The 21,635-nt window shown below is 72.2% G+C and carries 22 protein-coding genes; 10 read left to right on the top strand and 12 right to left on the bottom strand.

Annotated elements, in window-relative coordinates; all coding sequences use genetic code 11:
• Positions 1 to 119 precede the first annotated feature (119 nt).
• Positions 120 to 767, top strand: coding sequence for a TetR family transcriptional regulator (locus tag IQ210_RS22540; RefSeq protein ID WP_228048206.1), 648 nt, complete (start codon positions 120 to 122; stop codon positions 765 to 767).
• A gap of 87 nt (positions 768 to 854) precedes the next feature.
• Here IQ210_RS22540 and IQ210_RS22535 read toward each other — a convergent pair whose 3' ends face one another.
• Positions 855 to 1,307, bottom strand: coding sequence for an Lrp/AsnC family transcriptional regulator (locus tag IQ210_RS22535; protein ID WP_194080889.1), 453 nt, complete (start codon positions 1,305 to 1,307; stop codon positions 855 to 857).
• 82 nt (positions 1,308 to 1,389) lie between these two features.
• Here IQ210_RS22535 and IQ210_RS22530 point away from each other — a divergent pair, with 82 nt between their 5' ends.
• Complete coding sequence (locus IQ210_RS22530) at positions 1,390 to 1,995, top strand: LysE family translocator (RefSeq protein WP_194080888.1); 606 nt, start codon at positions 1,390 to 1,392, stop codon at positions 1,993 to 1,995.
• Here IQ210_RS22530 and IQ210_RS22525 read toward each other — a convergent pair whose 3' ends face one another.
• A complete protein-coding gene (locus tag IQ210_RS22525) occupies positions 1,996 to 2,463 on the bottom strand; it encodes a nitroreductase/quinone reductase family protein (protein WP_194080887.1) in 468 nt (155 codons plus the stop codon).
• Positions 2,460 to 3,689 carry an acyl-CoA dehydrogenase family protein gene (locus IQ210_RS22520; RefSeq protein ID WP_194080886.1) on the bottom strand — a complete coding sequence of 410 codons (1,230 nt, stop codon included), beginning with the start codon at positions 3,687 to 3,689 and terminating at the stop codon, positions 2,460 to 2,462. The genes IQ210_RS22525 and IQ210_RS22520 overlap by 4 nt, the downstream gene beginning before the upstream one ends.
• Positions 3,690 to 3,787: 98 nt before the next feature.
• Between IQ210_RS22520 and IQ210_RS22515 the strand changes: the two genes are divergently transcribed.
• The gene (locus IQ210_RS22515) at positions 3,788 to 4,939 is read left to right on the top strand and encodes a thiolase C-terminal domain-containing protein (RefSeq protein WP_194081210.1); all 1,152 of its coding nucleotides are present in this window, start codon (positions 3,788 to 3,790) and stop codon (positions 4,937 to 4,939) included.
• A 12-nt stretch (positions 4,940 to 4,951) separates the two neighbouring features.
• Here the strand turns inward: IQ210_RS22515 and IQ210_RS22510 are convergent, their stop codons facing one another.
• Together IQ210_RS22510 and IQ210_RS22505 are read right to left on the bottom strand one after the other, a co-directional pair.
• Complete coding sequence (locus IQ210_RS22510) at positions 4,952 to 5,374, bottom strand: hypothetical protein (protein ID WP_194080885.1); 423 nt, start codon at positions 5,372 to 5,374, stop codon at positions 4,952 to 4,954.
• A gap of 54 nt (positions 5,375 to 5,428) precedes the next feature.
• Positions 5,429 to 6,775, bottom strand: a complete 1,347-nt coding sequence (locus tag IQ210_RS22505; protein WP_228048205.1) for a COG1361 family protein — start codon at positions 6,773 to 6,775, stop codon at positions 5,429 to 5,431.
• A gap of 113 nt (positions 6,776 to 6,888) precedes the next feature.
• Between IQ210_RS22505 and IQ210_RS22500 the strand changes: the two genes are divergently transcribed.
• A complete protein-coding gene (locus IQ210_RS22500; RefSeq protein ID WP_194080884.1) occupies positions 6,889 to 7,554 on the top strand; it encodes a pyridoxine/pyridoxamine 5'-phosphate oxidase in 666 nt (221 codons plus the stop codon).
• Here IQ210_RS22500 and IQ210_RS22495 read toward each other — a convergent pair.
• From IQ210_RS22495 to IQ210_RS22475, 5 genes are read right to left on the bottom strand one after another with little or no spacing between them, the layout of a single operon-like run.
• Positions 7,506 to 8,417: a GNAT family N-acetyltransferase gene (locus IQ210_RS22495; protein ID WP_194080883.1), complete on the bottom strand. Its 912-nt coding sequence runs from the start codon at positions 8,415 to 8,417 to the stop codon at positions 7,506 to 7,508. The genes IQ210_RS22500 and IQ210_RS22495 overlap by 49 nt on opposite strands.
• Positions 8,414 to 9,016 carry a hypothetical protein gene (locus tag IQ210_RS22490; protein ID WP_194080882.1) on the bottom strand — a complete coding sequence of 201 codons (603 nt, stop codon included), beginning with the start codon at positions 9,014 to 9,016 and terminating at the stop codon, positions 8,414 to 8,416. Before IQ210_RS22490 ends, IQ210_RS22495 begins: the two co-directional genes overlap by 4 nt.
• Positions 9,013 to 9,741, bottom strand: a complete 729-nt coding sequence (locus IQ210_RS22485) for a GNAT family N-acetyltransferase (RefSeq protein WP_194080881.1) — start codon at positions 9,739 to 9,741, stop codon at positions 9,013 to 9,015. Before IQ210_RS22485 ends, IQ210_RS22490 begins: the two co-directional genes overlap by 4 nt.
• A gap of 44 nt (positions 9,742 to 9,785) precedes the next feature.
• Positions 9,786 to 10,181, bottom strand: a complete 396-nt coding sequence (locus IQ210_RS22480) for a Zn-ribbon domain-containing OB-fold protein (protein WP_194080880.1) — start codon at positions 10,179 to 10,181, stop codon at positions 9,786 to 9,788.
• Positions 10,181 to 10,627 carry a DoxX family membrane protein gene (locus IQ210_RS22475; protein WP_194080879.1) on the bottom strand — a complete coding sequence of 149 codons (447 nt, stop codon included), beginning with the start codon at positions 10,625 to 10,627 and terminating at the stop codon, positions 10,181 to 10,183. Before IQ210_RS22475 ends, IQ210_RS22480 begins: the two co-directional genes overlap by 1 nt.
• A gap of 213 nt (positions 10,628 to 10,840) precedes the next feature.
• Here IQ210_RS22475 and IQ210_RS22470 point away from each other — a divergent pair, with 213 nt between their 5' ends.
• The 5 genes from IQ210_RS22470 to IQ210_RS22450 all read left to right on the top strand — a co-directional run bounded on the left by IQ210_RS22470 (position 10,841) and on the right by IQ210_RS22450 (position 18,645).
• Positions 10,841 to 12,439: a subtype B tannase gene (locus IQ210_RS22470; protein WP_194081208.1), complete on the top strand. Its 1,599-nt coding sequence runs from the start codon at positions 10,841 to 10,843 to the stop codon at positions 12,437 to 12,439.
• A 235-nt stretch (positions 12,440 to 12,674) separates the two neighbouring features.
• Complete coding sequence (locus tag IQ210_RS22465) at positions 12,675 to 13,886, top strand: flavin-containing monooxygenase (protein WP_194080878.1); 1,212 nt, start codon at positions 12,675 to 12,677, stop codon at positions 13,884 to 13,886.
• A gap of 172 nt (positions 13,887 to 14,058) precedes the next feature.
• On the top strand, positions 14,059 to 15,528 hold the full coding sequence (locus IQ210_RS22460; protein WP_194080877.1) for a flavin monoamine oxidase family protein: 1,470 nt from the start codon (positions 14,059 to 14,061) through the stop codon (positions 15,526 to 15,528).
• Positions 15,529 to 15,634: 106 nt separating this feature from the next.
• The gene (locus tag IQ210_RS22455; RefSeq protein ID WP_194080876.1) at positions 15,635 to 17,860 is read left to right on the top strand and encodes an acetate--CoA ligase family protein; all 2,226 of its coding nucleotides are present in this window, start codon (positions 15,635 to 15,637) and stop codon (positions 17,858 to 17,860) included.
• Entirely contained in the window at positions 17,851 to 18,645 is a 795-nt protein-coding gene (locus IQ210_RS22450) for an enoyl-CoA hydratase/isomerase family protein (protein ID WP_194080875.1), read from the top strand. The genes IQ210_RS22455 and IQ210_RS22450 overlap by 10 nt, the downstream gene beginning before the upstream one ends.
• 6 nt (positions 18,646 to 18,651) lie before the next feature.
• Here the strand turns inward: IQ210_RS22450 and IQ210_RS22445 are convergent, their stop codons facing one another.
• A complete protein-coding gene (locus IQ210_RS22445; protein ID WP_194080874.1) occupies positions 18,652 to 19,581 on the bottom strand; it encodes a hypothetical protein in 930 nt (309 codons plus the stop codon).
• Positions 19,582 to 19,662: 81 nt separating this feature from the next.
• Here IQ210_RS22445 and IQ210_RS22440 point away from each other — a divergent pair, with 81 nt between their 5' ends.
• On the top strand, positions 19,663 to 20,259 hold the full coding sequence (locus IQ210_RS22440) for a flavin reductase family protein (protein ID WP_194080873.1): 597 nt from the start codon (positions 19,663 to 19,665) through the stop codon (positions 20,257 to 20,259).
• 8 nt (positions 20,260 to 20,267) lie between these two features.
• On the opposite strand, the gene IQ210_RS22435 is transcribed toward IQ210_RS22440, so the two are convergent.
• Complete coding sequence (locus tag IQ210_RS22435) at positions 20,268 to 21,593, bottom strand: MFS transporter (protein WP_228048204.1); 1,326 nt, start codon at positions 21,591 to 21,593, stop codon at positions 20,268 to 20,270.
• Positions 21,594 to 21,635 lie beyond the last annotated feature (42 nt).

Genomic DNA, 21,635 nt, shown 5'->3' with positions numbered 1-21,635 from the left:
CCAAACTAACGGCGACTCACGCACCCCGCAGGACCAGGCACACCCGTCTCGCGAAGCCCGTGCACCCCATTTGCAGTCGGCCGAATCGCGCTCCGATCACCCCTCGGTAAGCTGACGGCATGACAGGACAAGTGCGTACCGTCGACGGCCGCGTGGCCGGCCGGCGTGGGCAGGCGACCCGGCAGAAGCTGCTCGACTGCCTCAGCGAGATGCTCAGTTCCTCCCCTTACCGGGACGTCAAAGTCATCGATGTCGCCCGGAAGGCGGGGACTTCGCCCGCCACCTTCTACCAGTACTTCCCGGACGTCGAAGGTGCCGTCCTGGAGATCGCCGAGCAAATGGCCACCGAGGGCGGGCAGTTGACCGCTCTGCTGGAGGGCCGGTCGTGGGTCGGCAAGGCCGGCTGGACGACCGCGCAGGAACTCGTCGACGGGTTCCTGGAGTTCTGGCGCAAGAACGACGCGATCCTCAGGGTCGTCGATCTCGGTGCCGCCGAGGGCGACAAGCGGTTCTACAAGCTCCGCATGAAGATCCTGAACTCGGTGAACAACTCGCTGGCCGATTCGGTGGCCGAGTTGCAGTCCAAGGGCAAGGTCGACAAGGACGTGAACCCGGCGGCGGTCGCCGGTTCACTGGTCGCGATGCTCGCGGCGGTCGCCTCGCACCAGAAGGGCTTCCAGAGCTGGGGCGTCAAGCAGGCCGAACTGAAGCCGAACCTGGCGCTGTTGGTGCACCTGGGCGTGACCGGCAAGAAGCCCACGAAGTAGCAGCGCCGTTCCTTTATCAGGCCCCAAGTCCTGTCCGACAGGCGGTGGTTCGTCCGGCACGTCCCGGACGGACCACCGCCTGCCTCGCTATGCGGGCAGCGGCCGGTCCCGTACGACGTGCTTCATCACCAGCGTCGAGGTCAGCCGCTGCACACCCGGCAGGGCCGCCAGCCGTTCGTCGTAGAGCCGCTGGAAGGCGGCGAGGTCGGCGGTGGCCACCCGCAGCAGATAGTCGGGCTCCCCGAACAGCCGCTGGGCGTCGATCACATGGGGAATCCCGGCGAGCGCCTTCTCGAACTCGGCGACGGTGTCCCGGTCCTCCTGCCGCATCGACACGAAGACCAGCGCCTCGAAGGTCAGCCCCACGGCCCCCGGGTCCACCACGGCCCGGTAGCCGCTGATCGCCCCCGACCGCTCCAGCTCGCGCAGCCGCCGATGGCAGGGCGAGACGCTCAGGCGCACCCGCGCGGCCAGCTCGGTCACGGTCAGCCGCCCGTCCTGCTGGAGCTCGGCAAGAATCTTCCGGTCCACGTCGTCCATGAAGAAGATATTTGCTCAGACCCCGCGATCATGGGCAAACTTCGGCAACACTTTCGGGCCATTCACGCCTAATGTCCCCCTCATGGACACCGGACTGCTGTTTTCCTTCATCGCCCTCGACCTCCTGCTGGTGTGCGTGCCGGGCGCCGACTGGGCGTACGTCATCGCGGCCGGCGTGCGGGGGCGGTCGGTGGGCCGGGCGGTGGCGGGGCTGGTGGCCGGGTACGCGCTGCACACCGCGCTGGCGGTCGCCGGGCTCGCGGTGCTGGTCGCGAGCTCGCCCGGGCTGCTGACCGCCCTGACGGTGGCGGGCGCCGCCTACCTGGTGTGGCTGGGCTGGGGCGTGCTGCGCCGCCCGGCGGCCCCGGAGGCGGGCGGCGACGAGGGCGGTGCCCTGTTCCTGCGCGGGGCGGCGATCAGCGGCCTCAACCCCAAGGGCCTGCTGCTCTACCTCTCGGTGCTCCCCCAGTTCCTGGTGACGCGGGGCAGCCATCCGCCGGTGGCCGTGCAGACGGCCGTGCTCGGTGTCCTGCACATGGTGTGCTGCGCCGCCGTCTACCTCGCGGTCGGCACCACGGCCCGCACCCTGCTGACCGCCCGCCCCCGGGCCGCCCGCGCGGTCACCCGCACCTCCGGGGCGGCGATGCTGGGCATCGGCGCGCTCCTGCTGGCGCAGCACACCCTGTGACTACCGCCGCTCGATCCTGAACACCCGGATCTCCCGCTCCACCCGCGCCTGGTACGTCGCGTACGGCGGCCAGAAGACCAGCAGCCGCTTCCACACGGCCGCCCGCTCCTCCCCCGTCAGGAGATGGGCGGTGACGGCGATGTCGGTGCCCTTCCAGCTGATCTCCGCGTCGGGGTGGGCGAGGAGGTTGGCGGTCCAGGCGGGGTGGCCGGGGCGGCCGAAGTTGGAGCCGATGAGGATCCAGGTGCCGTCCGCCTCCGGCATGCAGGCGAGCGGTGAGCGGCGGGCCTGACCACTGCGGGCGCCCGTCGAGGTGAGGATGACGCCCGGCAGCATCTGGGCGCTGAGGATGACCTTCCCCCGTGTCAGCCGGTGCACGGCCCGGTCGAGGGCGGGGATGACGTGCGGGGCGACCTTGGCGAAGCCCCGCGTGGACGAAATGCGCTGCACCGTCTTCTCGCCGATCACACCGGCACCTCCGTCGCCGTGAACAGGGACGCCGCGTCCGCCGCGTGCGCCCGCAGCCGGTGGACCGGCCCGAACAGCAGCTCGTCGCCGGCGGCCCGCTTGAAGTACAGCTGGACGTCGTGCTCCCAGGTGAACCCGATGCCGCCGTGCAGCTGGATCGCCTCACCGGCGGAGCTTCTGAGCGCCTCCAGGCCCTGCGCGAGGGCGAGCCCGCCGACGCGCCCGCCCGTCTCCCGCCACCGCCCTTCCAGCGAGGCGCTGCGCGCCGCACCTCCTGATTCCTGTGCGGTCGCCCAGGCCGCGTAGTACGCGGCCGACCTCGCCGCCTGCACCTGGACGTACACGTCGGCCAGCCGGTGCTTGACCGCCTGGAAGGACCCGATCGCCCGTCCGAACTGCTCGCGCTGCTTCACGTACTCGACGGTCCGCTCCAGCACCCGGTCGGCGGCCCCGACCGCCTCGCAGGCGAGGACGGCGGCGGCGCCGTCGCCGGTGCGGGCGAGGGCGGCCGGTACGTCGGTGCCCTCGTCGGCGCCCAGCAACTCGGCCTCGACATCCCGTAGTTGGAGGTGCCCCAGCGGGCGGGTCGCGTCGAGAGCGGTGTGCCGGGTGCGGACGACTCCGTCGGCGTCCCCAGCGACCAGGAAGAGAAGCGTCCGGGAGCGGGCGAAGCCGCCGGTGTGCGCGGCGACCAGCAGGAGCCGCGCGCTGTGCCCGTCCGGCACCGGCCCGACCTCCCCGTACAGCGTCCATCCCGTCCCCGTCCGCCGCGCCTGCACACCCCCGGCGCGGCCGCCTCCCGCCCAGTCCCCGCGGTTGTCGCCGGTGAGGGCGAGGCCCGCGGCGGGGGCCGCGAGGGCGGCGGTGAGGGCGCCGGACGCGATCCGGGGCAGCAGGTCGGCGCGCTGGGCGTCGGTGCCGAGGGCCAGGACCAGCGGGGCGACGAGGACGGCGGTGGCGAGCAGCGGGGAGGGCGCCAGGACCCGCCCTGTCTCCTCCGCCGCGAGGGCGAGGTCGGTGGCGGAGCAGCCGATGCCGCCGTACACCTCGGGAAGGGCCAGTCCGGGCAGGCCGAGTTGTTCGGCCAGGGCGGTCCACAGGGCCGGGTCGTGGCCGGCGGGGGTGTCGACGGCGGCCCGCAGCTCCTCCGGACCGCACCTCTTGTGGAGCAGTTCGCGCAGGGTGCGACGGATCTCGTCCTGCTCGGCGGTGAAGCCGGCGTCCATGGCGACCCCTTCCCTCCGGATCTGACGGTCCGTCATATTAGGAGTGGCGGGTCGATAAGCACAGAGCGAGGGAGAGGTCATTCATGGCTGCCTCATTCATGCGGGCCGGCGCCCGGAAGGTCGCCGTGGTCGGTGTCGCCCTCGCCGACTGCGGCCGGGTGGACGGCGTGACGCCGTACACGCTGCACGCCCAGGCGGCGCGGCGCGCGCTCGCGGATTCGGGCCTCGACCGGTCCGTGGTGGACGGGTTCGCGTCGGCGGGCACGGGGGTGCTGGCGCCGGTGGAGGTGGCCGAGTACCTGGGGCTGCGCCCCACCTGGGTCGACTCCACGTCGGTCGGCGGCTCGACGTGGGAGGTCATGGCGGCGCACGCGGCGGACGCGATAGCGGCGGGGCATGCCAACGCCGTCCTGCTGGTGTACGGCTCGACGGCGCGGGCGGACATCAAGGCGGGCCGCCGCACCGGGAACCTCTCGTACGGCGCCCGGGGCCCGCTCCAGTTCGAGGTCCCCTACGGCCACACGCTGATCGCCAAGTACGCGATGGCGGCCCGCCGCCACATGCTCGAACACGGCACGACGCTGGAGCAGTTGGCGGAGGTGGCGGTGCAGGCGCGGGAGAACGCGGCCCGCAACCCGGAGGCGATGTACCGCACCCCGATCACGGTGGACGACGTCCTGTCCGCCCCGATGATCGCGGACCCCTTCACCAAGCTGCACTGCTGCATCCGCTCCGACGGCGGGGCGGCGGTCCTGCTGGCGGCGGAGGAGTACGTCCAGGACAGCCGCGCCGCCCCCGTCTGGGTCCTCGGCACCGGCGAGCACGTCTCCCACGCCACGATGTCCGAGTGGCCGGACTTCACGGTCTCCCCGGCGGCGGTGAGCGGCCGCCTGGCCTTCGAACGGGCGGGGGTGAGCCCGACCGACATCGAACTGGCGGAAATCTACGACGCCTTCACCTACATGACCTTGGTGACCTTGGAGGACCTCGGCTTCTGCAAGAAGGGCGAGGGCGGGGCGTACATCCAGTCCCGCGAACTCCCGGTCAACACGGACGGCGGCGGCCTCTCCGCCCAACACCCCGGCATGCGAGGCCTGTTCCTCCTGGTGGAGGCGGTACGACAACTACGGGGCGAAGCAGGCGACCACCAGGTCCACCGCCCGAACGGAACGGTCCCGGAACTGGCGGTGGCCTCCGGCACCGGGGGCTGGTTCTGCTCGTCGGGGACGGTGGTGCTGGGGCGGGGGTGAGGGCGGCCGGGGTCAGCTCACGATCAGGAGCAGGGACCACAGCACGCCCGCCAGTAAGGGAATCCCGTAGGCGATGAACAGCGCCGCCCGCGGGCCGCGCAGGCGCACGGCTGCCTGGGTCTCGGCGTAGTCCGGGACCCGGTCGGCCAGGCGTCTTCGCAGGTTGCCGGTGTAGCGGATCTGGCGGTGGCCCACGTAGAACCAGATGGCGGCCAGCGCCACACCGAACGACCCGATCACGCGGGCGGTGAGGAGGGCGCTGCCGGTGGGCGGGGCTCCGGAGGCGCGGCCGGCGGACAGGATCGCCGTGAAGGCCACGAGTTGGAGCGACTGGGCCACGAGGAAGAGGTTGCCGCGCTGCATGATCATGGTGTCCTCGTGGAGGTAGTACTCCCACAGCCGCGCCTGGGCGGCGGCCGTGCGTTGGAGCGTCACAGGGTCATCGGCCCGTTGCGTCATTCCCACGTGGTGCCCGAAGCGCCCTGCGGCCTAACTGCCGTCCGGCAGAACGGTGATGGTGGCGCTGTCATTGGCCGGATCGGGGTCCCGGCGGCCGGTGTCCCACGGGCTGGAGGGCTTCTTGTTCACGAGGCTCAGGGTGCCCTCGCCGGGGTCGCCGAGGAGGGCTGTGAACTCGAAGGTGCGGGTGTCGTCCGGTTTCACGTCTCCCACGTCGCAGGTGTAGGTGTAGCCGTTGCTCTCGCAGTAGGGCTCGTAGACGCCGTCGTCGTACTCCGTCATGGGCTGCTCGACCATCGTCGTGCCGAGCGGGGGCTCGAAGACGAGCTCGACCGGGGAGCCGACGTCGGCGGGGCCGTTGTTGCGGACCTTGATCTCGAAGGTCTTCTTGTCGCCGGGGGCGCCCTTGAGTTCCACGGCGGAGACCTCGTAGTCGGCGTAGGTGTCGAGGACTACGGTCGTGGAACCGCCGCCCGCCACGAAGGGGCCTTTCGCCGCGTCCTTGCCCACCGGCTCGGGTTCCAGTGTCGGGCCGTCGCCGTGGTCGCCGCCCTCGTGGACCGTCGCGTAATGCCCCGGGCCCATGTCCAGGGCCCAGACGTCCCGGCCGTAGGAGGTGTACATCTGGTCCTGCGGTGTACGGATGCGCAGGGCGGGGCGGAGGGTGACGGTCTCGCCGGGGTCGAGGGTCAGGTCCGGGAACTTGCAGACGGCGAGGTGTCCCTTCTGCGGCTCCGGGTAGCGGCAGTTGGCGTACCGCTCGTCGAACTCCGAGCCGTCGACGCCCAGTTCCAGGCCCAGGCCGCGGGCCGGGACCTCGCCCGTGTTGCGGACGACGACAGGTTCCGTCAGGTGGGAGCCGGGGCTCACCCCCCGCACCGACTCCGGCACCACCGCCTCGACGACGGGCTCGCCGACGACGAACCGGGTCCGCGCCGTGAGCTTCTTCCCGCTCTTCGTCGTGTACGTGTACGTCACGACGGCCGAGTCCCCGATCTTCGCCCCCTCGGCGGCGACCACCTTGGCGCGCGGCGCGTCGGCCCAGTTGCTGTAGTCGGCGTCGACCTCGCAGGTGACATGGGCCGAACTTCCGGTGCAGCCGCCGTACTTGCGGATCATCACGGTGTCCTCGGCGCCCTTGGGCACATCCGCGGTGAGCGTGCGCGTGCCCGGCCCTCCAGTGTCCTCGGCGACCAGGGAGTACGGCATCTTGTCGTGAGGGCCCGCCTTGTCGCCCTGGGGGCGCAGATAGAACACGTCCGGCGCGGTGATGAACGGCTTGCCGGGCTCGTCGTCGGTGACGACGGTGCAGGCGGTGAGCCCGCCCGCGAGCAGCACGACGGCCGCCGTCGCGGCACCCGCCCAGCGTTTCACCATGCCCCCTGCCCTCCCCGTGACTTGAGCCGTCGAACGCTCCTGGAGTCCCAGGAGTTCCACAGGAGACTGCCACGTCCGGCGTTCCGGGCCGACCCGCGCGCGACAATCACCCCATGGGAACCGATCTTCACGAGCTGCTGAGGTCGCTGCGGGTGTGGGACGACTCCGTCACCGACCTGCGGTCCTTCGACCCGGCGACCGCGCCCGAGGCACCGCTGGCCCTGTTCACCACCTGGTTCGCCGAGGCGGTCGCGGCCAGGCAGACCGAGCCGCACACCATGTCCCTCGCGACGTCGGACGCGGAGGGCCGGCCCGACGTACGGACCGTGATGCTGCACGGCGCCGACGCGGACGGCTGGGCCTTCGCGAGCCACTCCCACAGCCGCAAGGGCGGACACCTCGCGGCACGGCCGTACGCCGCCCTCGGTTTCTACTGGCCGGTGCTCGGCCGGCAGGTGCGGGTGCGCGGGCCGGTGACCGCCGCGCCCTCCGCGGAGGGACAGGCCGACCTGCACGCCCGGTCGACCGGCGCGCTCGCCGCCGCGCTGACCGGCCGGCAGAGCGAAGTGCTGGGCTCGGTCGAGGAGTTGGCGCGGGCCTCGGCGGCGGCCTGGGAGCGGGCGCAGCGGGAGCCGGACGCGCCGGTCGCCTCGTGGACGCTGTACCGGCTCGTCCCCGAGGAGGTGGAGTTCTTCCAGGGGGACGCCCGGCGGCAGCACGTACGGCTGCTCTACCGCCGTACCGGGGACGGCTGGGCGCGGGAGCTGCTCTGGCCCTGAGGCGGCGGCTGCGGGCCGGTGAAGTCGTAGACGGCGAAGTCGGCCACCCCGCGGTAGCCGACCCGCTGGTAGACGCCGTTGCTCGTCGGGTTGGCCAGGTCCGCGAACAGCAGCACCTCCTCGGCGCCGGCCTCCCGGGCGGCCCGGCTGACGGCGACGGTGGCGGCCGCCGCGTAGCCGTGTCCGCGCAGCTCCGGCGGCGTGTAGACGGGGCCGACCCGGACCTGTCCGGCGACCCTCGGGTGCGCCGCGGCCAGGGAGACGGGGACGCCGTCCGGGTTCTCCCAGAGCAGGGCCCCGCCGTGTTCGACGCGGGCGTCGGCCCAGGCCTCGGGGTCGCCGGCGCCGGTCTTGCCGACGTCGTCGAGAAAGCCGCGGAACCAGCGCACCAGCAGTTCCCGGTCCGCCTTGCCCGCGACCCGGGACCGGCCCGGCGGCATCGGGTCGGGCGCCGTCAACTCGCCCAGCCGGTAGAGGCGTTGGTGCTGCCAGAGGGTGACCTCGGCGCCGGTGCACCGCCGCCAGGCCTCGGCGAAGGCGACGGCGGTACCGCGGTCGGCGGAGACACCGGGGAGCGGATGCCCGAGGTCGGCGAGGTGCACGGCAAGGGCGGCGGCGTCTTCGGCCGCGAGCGGAGTGAGGGTCAGCCAGTGCGGCGGGGTGCGGAACCAGGCCGCCCGCACGGCACCGCCCCGCTCCAGCACACCGAACACCGGCGCCTCGTCCCCGTACGCCGCGCTCCCGTACGCCCGCAGCCGCTCGGTCACGGTCAACTGGACCGTGTGCAACACCGGCCGGGACCGCAAAAACCTTCCGGCACGGCCGAGGAAGCCGTCGAGATCCTCGGTGAGATACCAGGTCATCTGCCCTCCGTCGGATGCGGGGCGGCCGGGGCCGGATGAGGGGCCGGGTGCGGGGTCATGGCCGGGCGCTGGGTCGTGACCGGGTGCGGGGTCGTGACCGGGTGCGGGGTCGTGGCGGAGTGCTGGGTCGGGGCCGGGCGCTGGGCCGGGGCCGGGCGCTGGGCCGGGGCCGGGCGCGGGGTCGTGACCGGGTGCGGGGTCGTGGCGGAGTGCTGGGTCGGGGCCGGGCGCTGGGTCATGGTCAGGCGCGCGGTCGTGACCGGGTGCGGGGTCGTGGCGGAGTGCTGGGTCGGGGCCGGGCGCTGGGTCATGGCCAGGCGCGCGGTCGTGACCGGGTGCGGGGTCGTGGCGGAGTGCTGGGTCGGGGCCGGGCGCTGGGTCATGGCCAGGCGCGCGGTCGTGACCAGGTGCGGCATCGTGGCGGAGTGCTGGGTCGGGGCCGGGCGCAGGGTCATGGCCAGGCGCGCGGTCGTGACCAGGTGCGGCATCGTGGCGGAGTGCTGGGTCAGGACCGGGCGCAGGGTCATGGCCAGGCGCGCGGTCGTGACCAGGTGCGGCATCGTGGCCAGGTGCAGGGCCATACCCGGGCGCCGAGTCATCGCCGGTCCGGGGTCGTGGCGGCCTCGCCCGGTTCCGGGTCCGGGGTCATGGCGGCCTCGCCCGGTCCCGGGTCCGGGGTCGTGGCGGCCTCGCCCGGTTCCGGGTCCGGGGTCGTGGCGGCCTCGCCCGGTTCCGGGTCCGTCGTCAGGCGGGCGTGTAGGTGTACGTCGCGGAAGGCGTCCAGCGTGCCCGATTCGAACATCGCGCCTCGCAGGGTTCCCTCGTAGGAGAACCCGGATCGTTCGGCGACCCGGCAGGACGCCTCGTGGCCGAGGGCGTGGCCCAGTTCGAGGCGGTGCAGGCCGAGGTCGGTGAAGGCCCAGCGGGAGGTGAGACAGAGGGCGCGGGCGGCGACGCGGTGGCCGCGGGCCTCGGGCAGCACCCAGTAGCCGACGCGGGCGACGCTCATGACGGGGTCGATCGCGTTGACGCCGATGTGCCCCAGTGTCGTACCGCTCGCCGCGTCCGCGACGCGGAAGGACGCGCTCTCGCCGTCCGCCACGCGCTCCGCCACCGCCCGCAGGGAGGCGCGGGCGCCGTCGAGGTCGGTGACCGGCACCAGCGGGGTGTTCCAGCGCAGGAACTCGGGGTCGGCGCGGGCCCGCAGCCAGGTCGCGGCATCGGCGTCGGAGTCCGGGTCCCAGGGGCTCAACCGGAGGCCGTGACCGAGCAGTTCGGGGGCGGTGTGGTGATGACTCGGGGTCCGTTCGCGTGTCTGGGCCATCGGGCCATTGAATACCGCGGGCGCCGATATCGGGGGCCCGTCGATCATCCTCCGGGCCGGAACACCGGGATGCCGTCGCGGAAGCCGACCTGGAGTGCCATGCCCGCGCGCAGCGTCTCCGGCGGGGCGTCCACCACTTCCGTCATCATCCGCGGCCCCTCGGCCAGTCGGACGACCGCGGCCACGTACGGGACGCGTTCGCCGAACGGCGGCAGGTCGTTGCGGTGGACGACGGACCAGGTGTAGAGCTCGGCCCGCCCACTCGCCGGCCGCCACTCGACGTCCTCGCTCCAGCAGTGCGGGCAGAACTCGCGGGGGTAGTGGTGCGGGCGGTCGCAGGCCCGGCAGTGGCGGATCAGGAGCGTGCCGGCCGCCGCCGCGTCCCAGTACGCGCGCGTGAAGTCGTCCGCCTCGGGAAGGTCATGGCGGGCCGCGCTCATCAGAACCAACCCAGCGCGTTGTCCAGCGACCACGTCTGCCAGGACATCCCGAACAGGCCGACCACGGAGATCAGCGCCATCATCGAGTTCTGCCCCTGCTCCGCCCAGTCGTGGATCATGAGCGTGAAGTAGAGGACGTTGAGCAGCAGTCCGCCGACCAGCGCGACAGGGGTCAGCAGGCCGAGGATCAGGCCGAGGCCGAGTGCCAGTTCCGCGTAGGCGACGACGTACGCCATCGTCTTCGGACGCGGCCGCACGACCACCTCGAAGCCGCTGCGGACCGGCGTCCACCGGTGCTTGGCGGCGATGTCCGCGGCCCAGGTGATCCCGCCGCCCTCGAACCACGTCTTCTTGTCCTTGTGCCGCCAGCTCTCCAGCCACCACAGCCCGAGACCTATGCGCAGGACGGCCAGCCATTCCGCACCGGTGAGCCAGATCGTGTCCATGAGATCTGACGGTACGTCAGATACAGGGCCGCCGGAAGCCTTCGGTTTCCATGAGAAGCGGCTGTGCGCGGGCCATGAAACTGTGCGTCCCCCATGAATGACCTCAGATTGTTGGCAATTTTGTCGCCACTGAAGCTAGGTTCGCAGACGCAAGCCGAATTCCGAGGGAGTCGAACCGTGCAGCACAGGGCAGTCAAGCGCAGGACCGTCGTCATGGGCATCGGCGCGACGGCGGGGGTCGCGGCGGTCGGGGGCATCGCCCTGAACGCGAACGCGTCGAGCGAGGGCGGCGACGCCACCACCGACTCCGGCCTGGTCTTCGACCCGACGGCCTACACCGAGAAGACCAAGACGGTCACCGACACCGACGGCGACGACCACGAGGTGACGTACCGCTTCTGGCAGGCGATCACGTACGTGGCCAAGCCGGTCGACGAGACGTACCAGTGCCTGAACGTCAGCGTCCCGGTCGAGATCGACGGTACGGCGATCGACGCGAGCGACGCCCCGATCCTGTTCGCGAACTCCGTCGGCGGCTACATGCCCTCCTCCGTGGCGGACGCCACCGAGGTCGGAGGCGGCGGCATGAGCATGGGCGGCGGGGCCGGTGCCCCTAGCGGCGCTCCCACGAGCTCCGCCTCCGCCTCCGCGTTGCCCAACGCCAACGGGAACACCAACGCCACCGGCGGCGCGATGAACACCAACCAGCTCCTCGCGCTGGCCGCCGGTTACGTCGTCGTCGAGCCCGGCGCCCGCGGCCGCACCCTGAAGAACTCCGCCGGCGAGTACTACGGCACCGCCCCGGCCGCCATCGTCGACCTCAAGGCCGCCGTGCGGTACGTGCGGTCCAACAAGGGCCGTATCCCCGGCGACGTGGACCGGATCGTCTCCGCCGGGACCAGCGCGGGCGGCGCCCTGTCCGCCCTGCTCGGCGCCTCCGGCGACAGCAAGCTCTACGACACCTACCTGGCGGAGCTCGGCGCGGCCGACGCCTCCGACGCGATCTTCGCGACCGGCGCCTGGTGCCCGATCACCGACCTGGAGCACGCCGACGGCGCCTACGAGTGGAACTGGGGCGCCAACGCGCTCAGCACCGGCAAGCAGGTTGACCAGACCGTCTCCAAGGCGCTCCAGTCGCAGTTCGCCGAGTACCAGGCGGGGCTGAGGCTGCGCGGCCTGAACGGCTTCGGCACGCTCACCGCCCGCAACTACGACGCGTACCTCCTCAAGCAGTACATGGAGCCCTCGGCGACCGCCTACCTGGCCGCCCTGTCGGAAGCGGACCGCGAGACGTACCTGGCGAAGAACACCTTCCTCACCTGGTCCGGCGGCAAGGCGACCTTCACCTGGGCCGACTTCCTCACCCACGTCGGCGCCCGCAAGAAGGACGCCCCGGCCTTCGACGCCTTCGACCTGTCGGCCGGCGAGAACAACGAGTTCGGCGCGGGCACCACCCTCAGCCGCCACTTCACGGCGTACGGCGCGAAGAACGACACGACCGGCCTCAGCAGCAAGCGCGTCGCGAGCGACATCCCCGCGAAGCTCGACCTGATGAACCCGATGTACCACCTGGTGGAGAAGGTCAACGGCAAGCGCTCCAAGCACTGGTGGATCCGCCTCGGCACCAAGGACTCCGACACCTCGCACACGGTCTCCGCCAACCTCGCCGCCGCCGCGAAGGGCCTCGGCGACGACGTGAACCACCTCTACTACTGGGACGAGGGCCACGGCGCCAACACCGACCCCGGCGACTTCATCACCTGGATCGCCGAGGTGACCGGCTACAAGGGCCCCAAGACCAAGGCCAAGTAGCCCCCTGAACGCGGTGCCGGTTTCCCGTCATAAGAACCAGGCCACCGCACCCACGGCGCCGAGCCCCTCCCCCTGCGACCGGGCTCGGCGCCGTGGCACCTGCCCATCGGACCGCCACAACCAGGCGCCCTACGCCACGAGCCCCACCCACTCCTCCTACAGGCGTGATCAATCCGCAACCAATTCCGGTCTTGACCGAGACCCATCAACCCGGTGCGTGATTACGCTCGCGCACATGGCCGACTCCACAGCGTCCTCCACGCCCTCCGGCGCGGAGCCGAACACCGCCGCCCGCCCCGTCTACGTCATCGGCGGCGGCCCGGGCGGACTCGCCGCCGCGTACGCGCTGCGGGCCCAGGGCGTGCGCGCCGTCGTCCTGGAGAAGTCCGACCGCGTCGGCGCCTCCTGGCGGCGCCACTACGACCGCCTCCATCTGCACACCACCCGCCGCCTCTCCGGCCTGCCGGGCCTGGCGATGCCGCGCAGATTCGGGCGCTGGGTGTCCCGCGACAACGTGGTGCGCTACCTGGAGAAGTACGCGGAGTACCACGAGCTGGAGATCGTCACCGGCGTCGAGGTCTCCCGGGTCGAGCGCTCCGCCGACGGCACCGGCTGGCTGCTGCACGCCACCGGCGGCCGTGAACTGACCGGCGCCGCGGTGGTCGTGGCCACCGGCTACAACCACACCCCGCACCTGCCCGACTGGCCCGGCCGGGACGGCTACACCGGCGACCTCGTGCACGCCTCGGAGTACCGCAACCCCGAGCCCTACGCCGGCCGTGACGTGCTCGTCGTCGGTGTCGGCAACACCGGCGCCGAGATCGCCGTCGACCTGGTGGAGGGCGGCGCCTCCCGCGTCCGTCTCTCGGTGCGCACCACCCCGCACATCGTCCGCCGCTCGACGGCCGGCTGGGCCGCCCAGTACACCGGCGTGCTCGTACGGCGTCTGCCGGTCGGGCTCGTCGACCGGCTCGCCGGCCCCATGGGCAAGCTGAGCGTGCCCGACCTCTCCGCCCACGGTCTGCCCCGCCCCGACACCGGCCTCTACAGCCGGGTCACCGAGGGGTCCATCCCGGTCCAGGACGTCGGCCTCATCGACGCCGTCAAGGCGGGCAAGGTGGAGATCGTCGCCGCCGTCGACGGCTTCGAGGACGGCAAGGTCGCCCTCGCCGACGGCGACCGCATCGCCCCGGACGCGGTGATCGCGGCGACCGGCTACGTCCGTGCCCTGGAGGGCCTGGTCGGTCACCTGAAGGTCCTCGACGCCCGCGGCAAGCCGCTGGTGCACGGCGCCCACACCCCGCCGAACGCCCCCGGCCTCTACTTCACCGGCTACACCAACCCCATCAGCGGCATGTTCCGTGAGCTGGCGATCGACGCGGAGAAGATCGCGAAGGCGATCGCGCGGACGGGGTCGGCGGCCCGGCTGGACGCGGTGCGCACATAGCCGTACGTACGTAGAAGATCTCAACCTCCTTCAGTACGACGGCCGTTGCACATGTGTCCTATGTGACTCACGGGTCAGTCGGGGGAGCTGTTTTGCGCCACCGTGCGGGGCCAGAATGCGAGCACTGCTCATCTTTCCGGCTCCACCCCACCCCTCTCCTCGGAGGACGCACGTGGCAACCGAAAGACAGCTCTCCCGCCGTTCCCTGCTCGGTGCCGCCGGCGCCGGTGCCGTCGGCCTCACCGCCTCCGCCGCCGGGACGGCCGCCGCGGCCACCCGGACGGCCGACGTGTGCGTCGTCGGCGCCGGGCTCGCCGGACTCACCGCGGCCCGCGACCTGGTGGCCGCCGGCAGGACCGTGGTCGTCCTGGAGGCCCGCGACCGCGTCGGCGGCCGGGTCCTGAACCTCTCCCTGACCAACGGCGGCGTCACCGAGGGCGGCGGCGAGTTCATCGGCCCCACCCAGGACCGCATCAGGGCCCTCGGCGTCGCGACCTTCGCCACCTACAACACCGGCAAGAACCTCCTCTACAAGGACGGCAAGAAAACCCCGTACGCCACCGACGGCCTCCTCGGCTCGGTCCCGCCGATCGACGCGGCCGGCCTCGCCAACGCCGCGATCGTCCAGGCCACCCTCGACGACCTGGCCAAGCAGATCCCGGTCGACGCCCCCTGGACCGCCGCCAAGGCCGACGAATGGGACCGGCAGACCTTCGAGACCTGGCTGCGCGCCAACGCCGTGATCCCCTCGGCCAAGTTCCTCTTCGACGTGGCCTGCACGTCGATCTTCTCGGCCGAGCCCCGTGAACTCTCGTTCCTCTTCGTCCTGTTCTACATAGCCGCCGCGGGCAACGCCTCGAACCCGGGCACCCTGGAACGCCTCACCGAGACCGCGGGCGGCGCCCAGGAACTCCGCTTCGTCGGCGGCTCCCAACTGGTCCCGATCAAGCTCGCCGCCACCCTCGGCGACCGGGTGGTGCTGAACTCCCCGGTGCGCTCGATCGCCAAGTCCGGCTCCCAATACGTCGTGACGGCCGACGGCACCACGGTCACCGCCCGCCGGGTCGTCGTCGCCGTCCCCCCGCCGATCGCCGCCCGCATCACCTACGACCCGGCCCTGCCCGCCGCCCGCGACCAGCTCACCCAGCGCCTGCCGATGGCTTCCGTCGGCAAGGCGATCGCGATCTACGACACCCCCTTCTGGCGCGCCGACGGCCTCAACGGCCAGGTCGTCAGCGACTCCGGCGTGGTCAGCTCCACCTTCGACAACTCCCCTCCCGACGCCTCCTACGGCGCCCTCATGGGCTTCATCGAGGCCGACGAGGCCCGTAAGTTCGACGCGGCGAGCGAGGCGGAGGTCAGGGCCGCCGTGCTGAAGGACTACGCGACGTACTTCGGCGAGAAAGCCGCCTCCCCTTCCTCCTTCGTCCTGCAACGCTGGAACAACGAGCCCTACACCCGCGGCGGCCCGGTCTCCATCGCCGCACCCGGTGTGCTGACCCAGTACGGCCCGGCTCTGCGCACCCCGGTCGGCGGCATCCACTGGGCGGGGACGGAGACGTCCACGTTCTGGATGGGGTTCATGGACGGTGCGGTGCGGTCGGGCGAGCGGGTGGCCAAGGAGGTGCTGGGCGCCCTCTGACCCGTCACGCCCAACTTTGCGTGCACGGCCATTCCTGACACAGCGTCAGTTCCTTTAATCTGACACTGCGTCAGTTAATCGCTGTCACACAGGAGCGGGCGGACCGATGCTTGGATCAACCCACGGCACCCTCACCACCGACTCCCGCCGGGCCCGGGTCATCGCATGCGGCGAGCAACCCGGGCCCGCCGTCCACGGCCGGCCCGCCGACGTCGACGACCTCGACGTCAGTGGCCGCCCGCTGTACGGCGACGTCCCCGATCTGGACCGCTTCTTCCGGCCGGAGTCCGTCGCCGTGATCGGCGCCTCGGACACCGAGGGCCGGCCCAACACCGGCGTCACCCGGCAGCTGCTCGGCTGGGCCGAGCGCGTCGGGGCCCGGCTGCACCCGGTGCATCCCAGCCGTCCCTCCGTGTTCGGCATCCCCTGCGTGGCGTCCGTCGCCGAGCTGCCCGAGCAGGTCGACCTCGCCGTCCTGCTGGTCGCCGACCCACTTCCGGTGGTCGAGGAACTGGCCGAGGCCAAGGTCAAGTTCGCGGTCGTCTTCGCCTCCGGTTTCGCGGAGACCGGCGAGGCGGGCGCCGCCGCCCAGGACCGACTGGCCGCCGCCGTACGGCGGTCCGGGATGCGGCTGCTCGGACCGAACACCAACCTCAACGCCTTCGAACGGTTCCGTGACGACCTCGACGGGCCGGCGATCGCCCTCATCACCCAGTCCGGACACCAGGGACGCCCCGTCTTCGCCCTCCAGGAGCTGGGCATCCGCCTCTCCCACTGGGCGCCGACCGGCAACGAGGCCGACCTGGAGACCGCCGACTTCATCTCCTACTTCGCCGAGCAGCCGGACGTCGGTGCCATCGCCTGTTACGTCGAGGGCCTCAAGGACGGCCGCTCCTTCCTGCTGGCCGCCGACCGGGCCGCCCGCCGCAAGGTGCCGGTGGTCGCGGTCAAGGTGGGCCGCACCGAGACCGGCGCCCGCACCGCGGCCTCCCACACCGGCAAGCTGACCGGCGCGGACGCGGTGGTGGACGCGGCGATGCGGCAGTTCGGCGTGATCCGCGTCGACGGCCTCGACGAACTCCAGGACACCGCCGCCCTGTTGGCCCGGGCCCGCCCGCCACGCGCCGACGGGGTCGTCGTCTACTCGATCTCGGGCGGCACGGGCGCCCACTTCGCCGACCTGGCGACGGAGGCGGGCCTGCGGCTGCCGACGCTCTCCGACGCCAAGCAGGCCGAGCTGCACCAGTGGATACCGGAGTACCTGAGCGTGGCCAACCCGGTCGACAACGGCGGGCATCCCGTGGGCGACTGGCGCGGCCGGAAGATCATCGACGCGATCCTCGACGACCCGGCAGTGGGCGTGCTGATCTGCCCGGTCACCGGCCCCTTCCCGCCGCTCAGCGACAGGCTGATCCAGGACCTGGTGGACGCGGCCGAGGAGACGGACAAGCTGGTTTGCGTGGTGTGGGGCTCGCCGGTCGGCACCGAACCGGCGTACCGCGAGGTCCTGTTGGGCTCCTCCCGGGTGGCCACCTTCCGCACCGTCGGCAACTGCATCACCGCGGTCCGCGCCTACCTCGACCACCACCGCTTCACCGCCGCCTACCGCTCCCCCCTCGACGAGGCCCCCCGCACCACCTCGCCGTCCTTCCGCAAGGCACAGGCCCTGATGCGCCCGGGTCAGCAGCTGAGCGAGCACGCGGCGAAGCAGCTGCTGCGGGCGTACGGCATCCGCGTGCCGCGCGAGCAGCTGGTGACCAGCGCGGCGGCGGCCGTACGCGCGGCGGGCCTGGTGGGCTACCCGGTGGTGATGAAGGCGTCCGGCGCGCAGATCGCCCACAAGACCGAGCTGGGCCTGGTGAAGATCGGGCTCACCTCCGCGAGCCAGGTCCGCGACGCCTACCGGGAGTTGACCGACATCGCCCGCTACGAGGGCGTCTCCCTGGACGGTGTGCTGGTCTGCCAGATGGTCGAGCGGGGCGTCGAGATGGTCGTCGGCGTCACCCACGACGAGCTCTTCGGGCCCACGGTGACGGTCGGGCTCGGCGGCGTGCTGGTGGAGGTCCTGAGCGACGCGGCCGTGCGCGTGCCGCCCTTCACCGAGGAACAGGCCCGGGACATGCTGGGCGACCTGCGCGGGCGGACCCTGCTGGACGGGGTGCGGGGGCGGCCGCCGGCCGATGTCGACGCGCTCGTCGAGGTCGTCCTGCGGGTGCAGCGCATGGCCCTGGAACTCGGGGACGAACTGGCCGAGTTGGACATCAACCCACTGATGGTCCTGCCACGCGGGCAGGGCGCGGTGGCGCTGGACGCGCTGGTGGTGTGCCGGTGAGCGCCGACGTGCTGCACACCGTCACGGACCAGGTCTCGTCGATCACCCTCAACCGGCCCGAGGCCCTCAACGCCCTCAACCCCGACCAACGGGACCTCCTGATCCGGCTGTTGGCGGACGCCTCCGCCGACCCCGGGGTGCGGGCGGTGGTCATCACCGGGACCGGGCGCGGCTTCTGCGCGGGCGCGGACCTGCGGGGCGGTACGGGGTCCGGTGAGCGGGTCGCGGGTGATGTGGCGCGCATGCTCCGGTCGGGCGCCCAGCGCCTGATCGCCGCGGTCCTCGACTGCGAGAAGCCGGTGATCGCCGCGGTCAACGGCACCGCGGCCGGCATCGGCGCCCATCTCGCCTTCGCCTGCGACCTCGTACTGGCCGCGGAATCGGCCAAGTTCATCGAGGTGTTCGTACGACGCGGACTCGTCCCCGACGGCGGGGGCGCGTACCTCCTCCCCCGCCTCGTCGGACCCCAGCGCGCGAAGGAGCTGATGTTCTTCGGCGACGCGCTCACCGTCGCCGACGCCGAGCGCCTGGGTCTGGTCAACCGGGTCGTCCCGGACGGCGAGTTGGCGAAGACGGCCCGCGAGTGGTCCGAGCGCCTGGCCGCCGGCCCAACCCGCGCCCTCGCGCTCACCAAGCAGCTCGTCAACGCCTCCCTCGACACCGACCGCGCCACCGCGTTCGCCGCGGAGGCCGCCGCGCAGGAGATCAACATGACGACGGCGGACGCGAGGGAAGGGGTGGCGAGTTTCGTGGAGCGGCGCGGCGCGGAGTTCAAGGGGCGCTGACGGGCATCACTTCTTCTTGAGAATCCGCAGGTCGCCGGCGTCGGGGTCACCGAACAGCACGAACAGCTCCGGGTCGTGTTCCGTCCCGCCGATCGTCCAGTACGTCTGCTCACCGCAGCCGCCGTCCAGCCGTACGACGACCCCGTCCCGCTCCTCGGGCCCCTCCCCGGCGTAGGCGTCGCCCCGGTCGACGGTCCAGGTGCCGGTGCCGTCGCAGCGCACGGACTCCCAGCCGTCGGGGTCCTCGAGCGGGAGGTCGGTGAACTCGACCCGACCGCCCGCACGCAGGTTCAGGACCGCGCCGCCGTCGCCGTGCCAGACGCCGGTGAGCTGCTCGGCGGAGAGAGTCGGAGGCTCGTACTCCTTGAGCAGTCCGGCGAAGGTGGCCGCGATCGCGCCGCCGACGATCAGGACGCACAGCCCGAAGGTGGCGGCGGCCGAGCGGAGCCAGACGCCGAAGAACCCCCAGGCACGTCCCTTGATCCGGGCGCGGCGGCGGGCGTAGGCGACGGCCAGGAGGGGGAGGAGCGCGAACGCGGTCAGCATCCCCGTGGCGCCGAGCAGTGCCGGTACGGGCGCGGACCACCCGGCCATGACGAGCACCCAGCAGACGCTCACCAGGATCACGGCCCCGAGCTGCCACAGCCACTCCGGCCCGCGCAGCCGACGCGCGGCCACGCGCGCGAGGACGAGCGTCGGCATCGTGAACAGGGCCGCGTACAGGGTGGTGAGGAACGGCAGCAGGACGAGCACCAGCAGGAGGACGGCCCCGGCGAGCGCGTTGATGCCGCTGCCGTAGTCGTCGTCGTTGATCGTCGTCAGCCACGCGATCAGCCAGAACACCGGCACCTGAAGCGCGGCCGTCGCCGCCGCGGTGTGCAGCTCGGACCACTTCCAGGCGTCCGCGAGCTGCCGTCTTGTCTCTCCCCACCCCATGCCGGAAGGGTACGAAGGCCCTGCCGCCGCCTCACACCGCCCCTTCCCATCTGACACTCCGTCAGCTTCAATGGAGGGGTGATGGGACAAGCAGGCATGGCCGAGGCAGCCGTCCGCTATCTCAGGTCAACCGGATCGGCAAGGCCGGTGGAGCCGTTGCCCCGCCCTGACCTGCGCTGTGTCGGCGAGGACGAGCGGGCGCCGGTCGGGCCGGGCGAGTTCCGGCGGGTGCTGGGGAACTTCGCGACGGGCGTGGCCGTTGTCACCTCACCCGCCGCCGAGGGCGAGTCCGGCCCCGCCGGCTTCGCCTGCCAGTCCTTCTCCTCGCTCTCCCTCGACCCGCCCCTGGTCACGTTCATGGTCGGCCGTACGTCGGCGACGTGGCCCCGCATCGCCCGCGCCGGCGTCTTCTGTGTCAACGTCCTGGCCGCCCACCAGGGCGCCCTGTGCCGTGGCTTCGCGGTCAGCGGCGCGGACAAGTTCGCGGGCGTGGCGTACGACGCGGCGCCCTGCTCCGGCTCCCCGCGCCTCGCGGACACGCTCGCGTGGATCGACTGCACGATCCACGCGGTGCACACCGGCGGCGACCATCTGATCGTGGTCGGCCGCGTGGACGCGCTGGGCACGGGCGACGAGGACGCGGCGCCCCTGTTGTTCCACAAGGGGCGCTTCCTCTAGGCCGTACCTCAGGCCACCGCCGCCACCGCCGGCACCGGCGTCTGCTTCCGCCGGATCACCAGCGCCATCAGCGCCGCCGCCGCGCACAGCGCCCCGGAGAAGTACCAGACCATGTCGTACGACCCGAAGACGTCCCGCGCCACACCACCGAGGAAGGCCACCAGCGCCGCCCCGACCTGGTGCGAGGCCAGCACCCAGCCGAAGACGATCGCGCTGTCCTCGCCGTACTGCTCGCGGCACAGCGCCACCGTGGGCGGCACCGTGGCGACCCAGTCCAGGCCGTAGAAGACGATGAAGAACAGCATCGGCGGGTGGACGCTCGGGGCCAGCAGCATCGGCAGGAAGAGCAGCGAGACGCCGCGCAGCGCGTAGTACATGGCGAGCAGCCGGCGGGCGTCGAAGCGGTCGGTGAACCAGCCGGAGGCGATCGTGCCGACGACGTCGAAGACGCCGATGACCGCGAGCAGCGAGGCCGCCGCCTGGACCGGCATGTGCGCGTCGTGGGCGGCGGGCACGAAGTGGGTCTGGATCAGGCCGTTGGTGGAGGCGCCGCAGATGGCGAAGGTCCCTGCGAGCAGCCAGAAGGGGCCGGTGCGGGCGGCCTTGACCAGGACGGTGACCGCGCGGCGAGCGGCGCCCGGCACCGGTTCCGGCTTGGGCACGAACTCCTCGGCGCCGTACGGCTTCAGGCCCACGTCGGCCGGGTGGTCGCGCAACAGCAGCCAGACGAAGGGGACGACCGCGAGGGCGGCGAGGGCGACGGTGACGGCGGCCGGGCGCCAGTCGTGCTTCTCCACCATCCAGGACAGCACCGGCAGGAAGATCAGCTGGCCGGAGGCGGAGGCGGCGGTCAGGATGCCGGTGACCAGGCCGCGCCGCTCGGTGAACCAGCGGTTGGTGACGGTCGCCGCGAAAGCCAGCGCCATCGATCCCGACCCCAGACCGACCAGCAGGCCCCAGCACAGCATCAGCTGCCAGGCCGCCGTCATCCACACGGTCAGCCCGGACCCGACCGCGATCACCGTCAGGGCGACGGCGACGACCCGGCGGATGCCGAAGCGGTCCATCAGCGCGGCGGCGAAGGGGGCGGTGAGCCCGTACAGGGCGAGGTTGATCGAGACCGCGGCGCTGATCGTGCCGCGCGACCAGCCGAAGTCCTGGTGCAGCGGGTCGATGAGCAGCCCGGGCAGCGACCGGAAGGCGGCCGCGCCGATGATCGTCACGAAGGTGACGGCGGCGACGAACCACGCCCGGTGGATGCGCGGCTTCCTGGGGCTCGGGGTCTCCTGTGCGGCGGCTGCGGCCTCTCTCGTCTGAGTCACGCCATAGAGCATCGCGGCCGGATCTCATCGCATCGAGTGGCCCGAAGGACAGCA

Source organism: Streptomyces justiciae (genome assembly GCF_015163075.1).
GTDB lineage: Bacteria > Actinomycetota > Actinomycetes > Streptomycetales > Streptomycetaceae > Streptomyces > Streptomyces justiciae.
The sequence above is the reverse complement of the archived record's forward strand: the minus strand, read 5'-3'. Positions and strand labels throughout refer to the sequence as shown.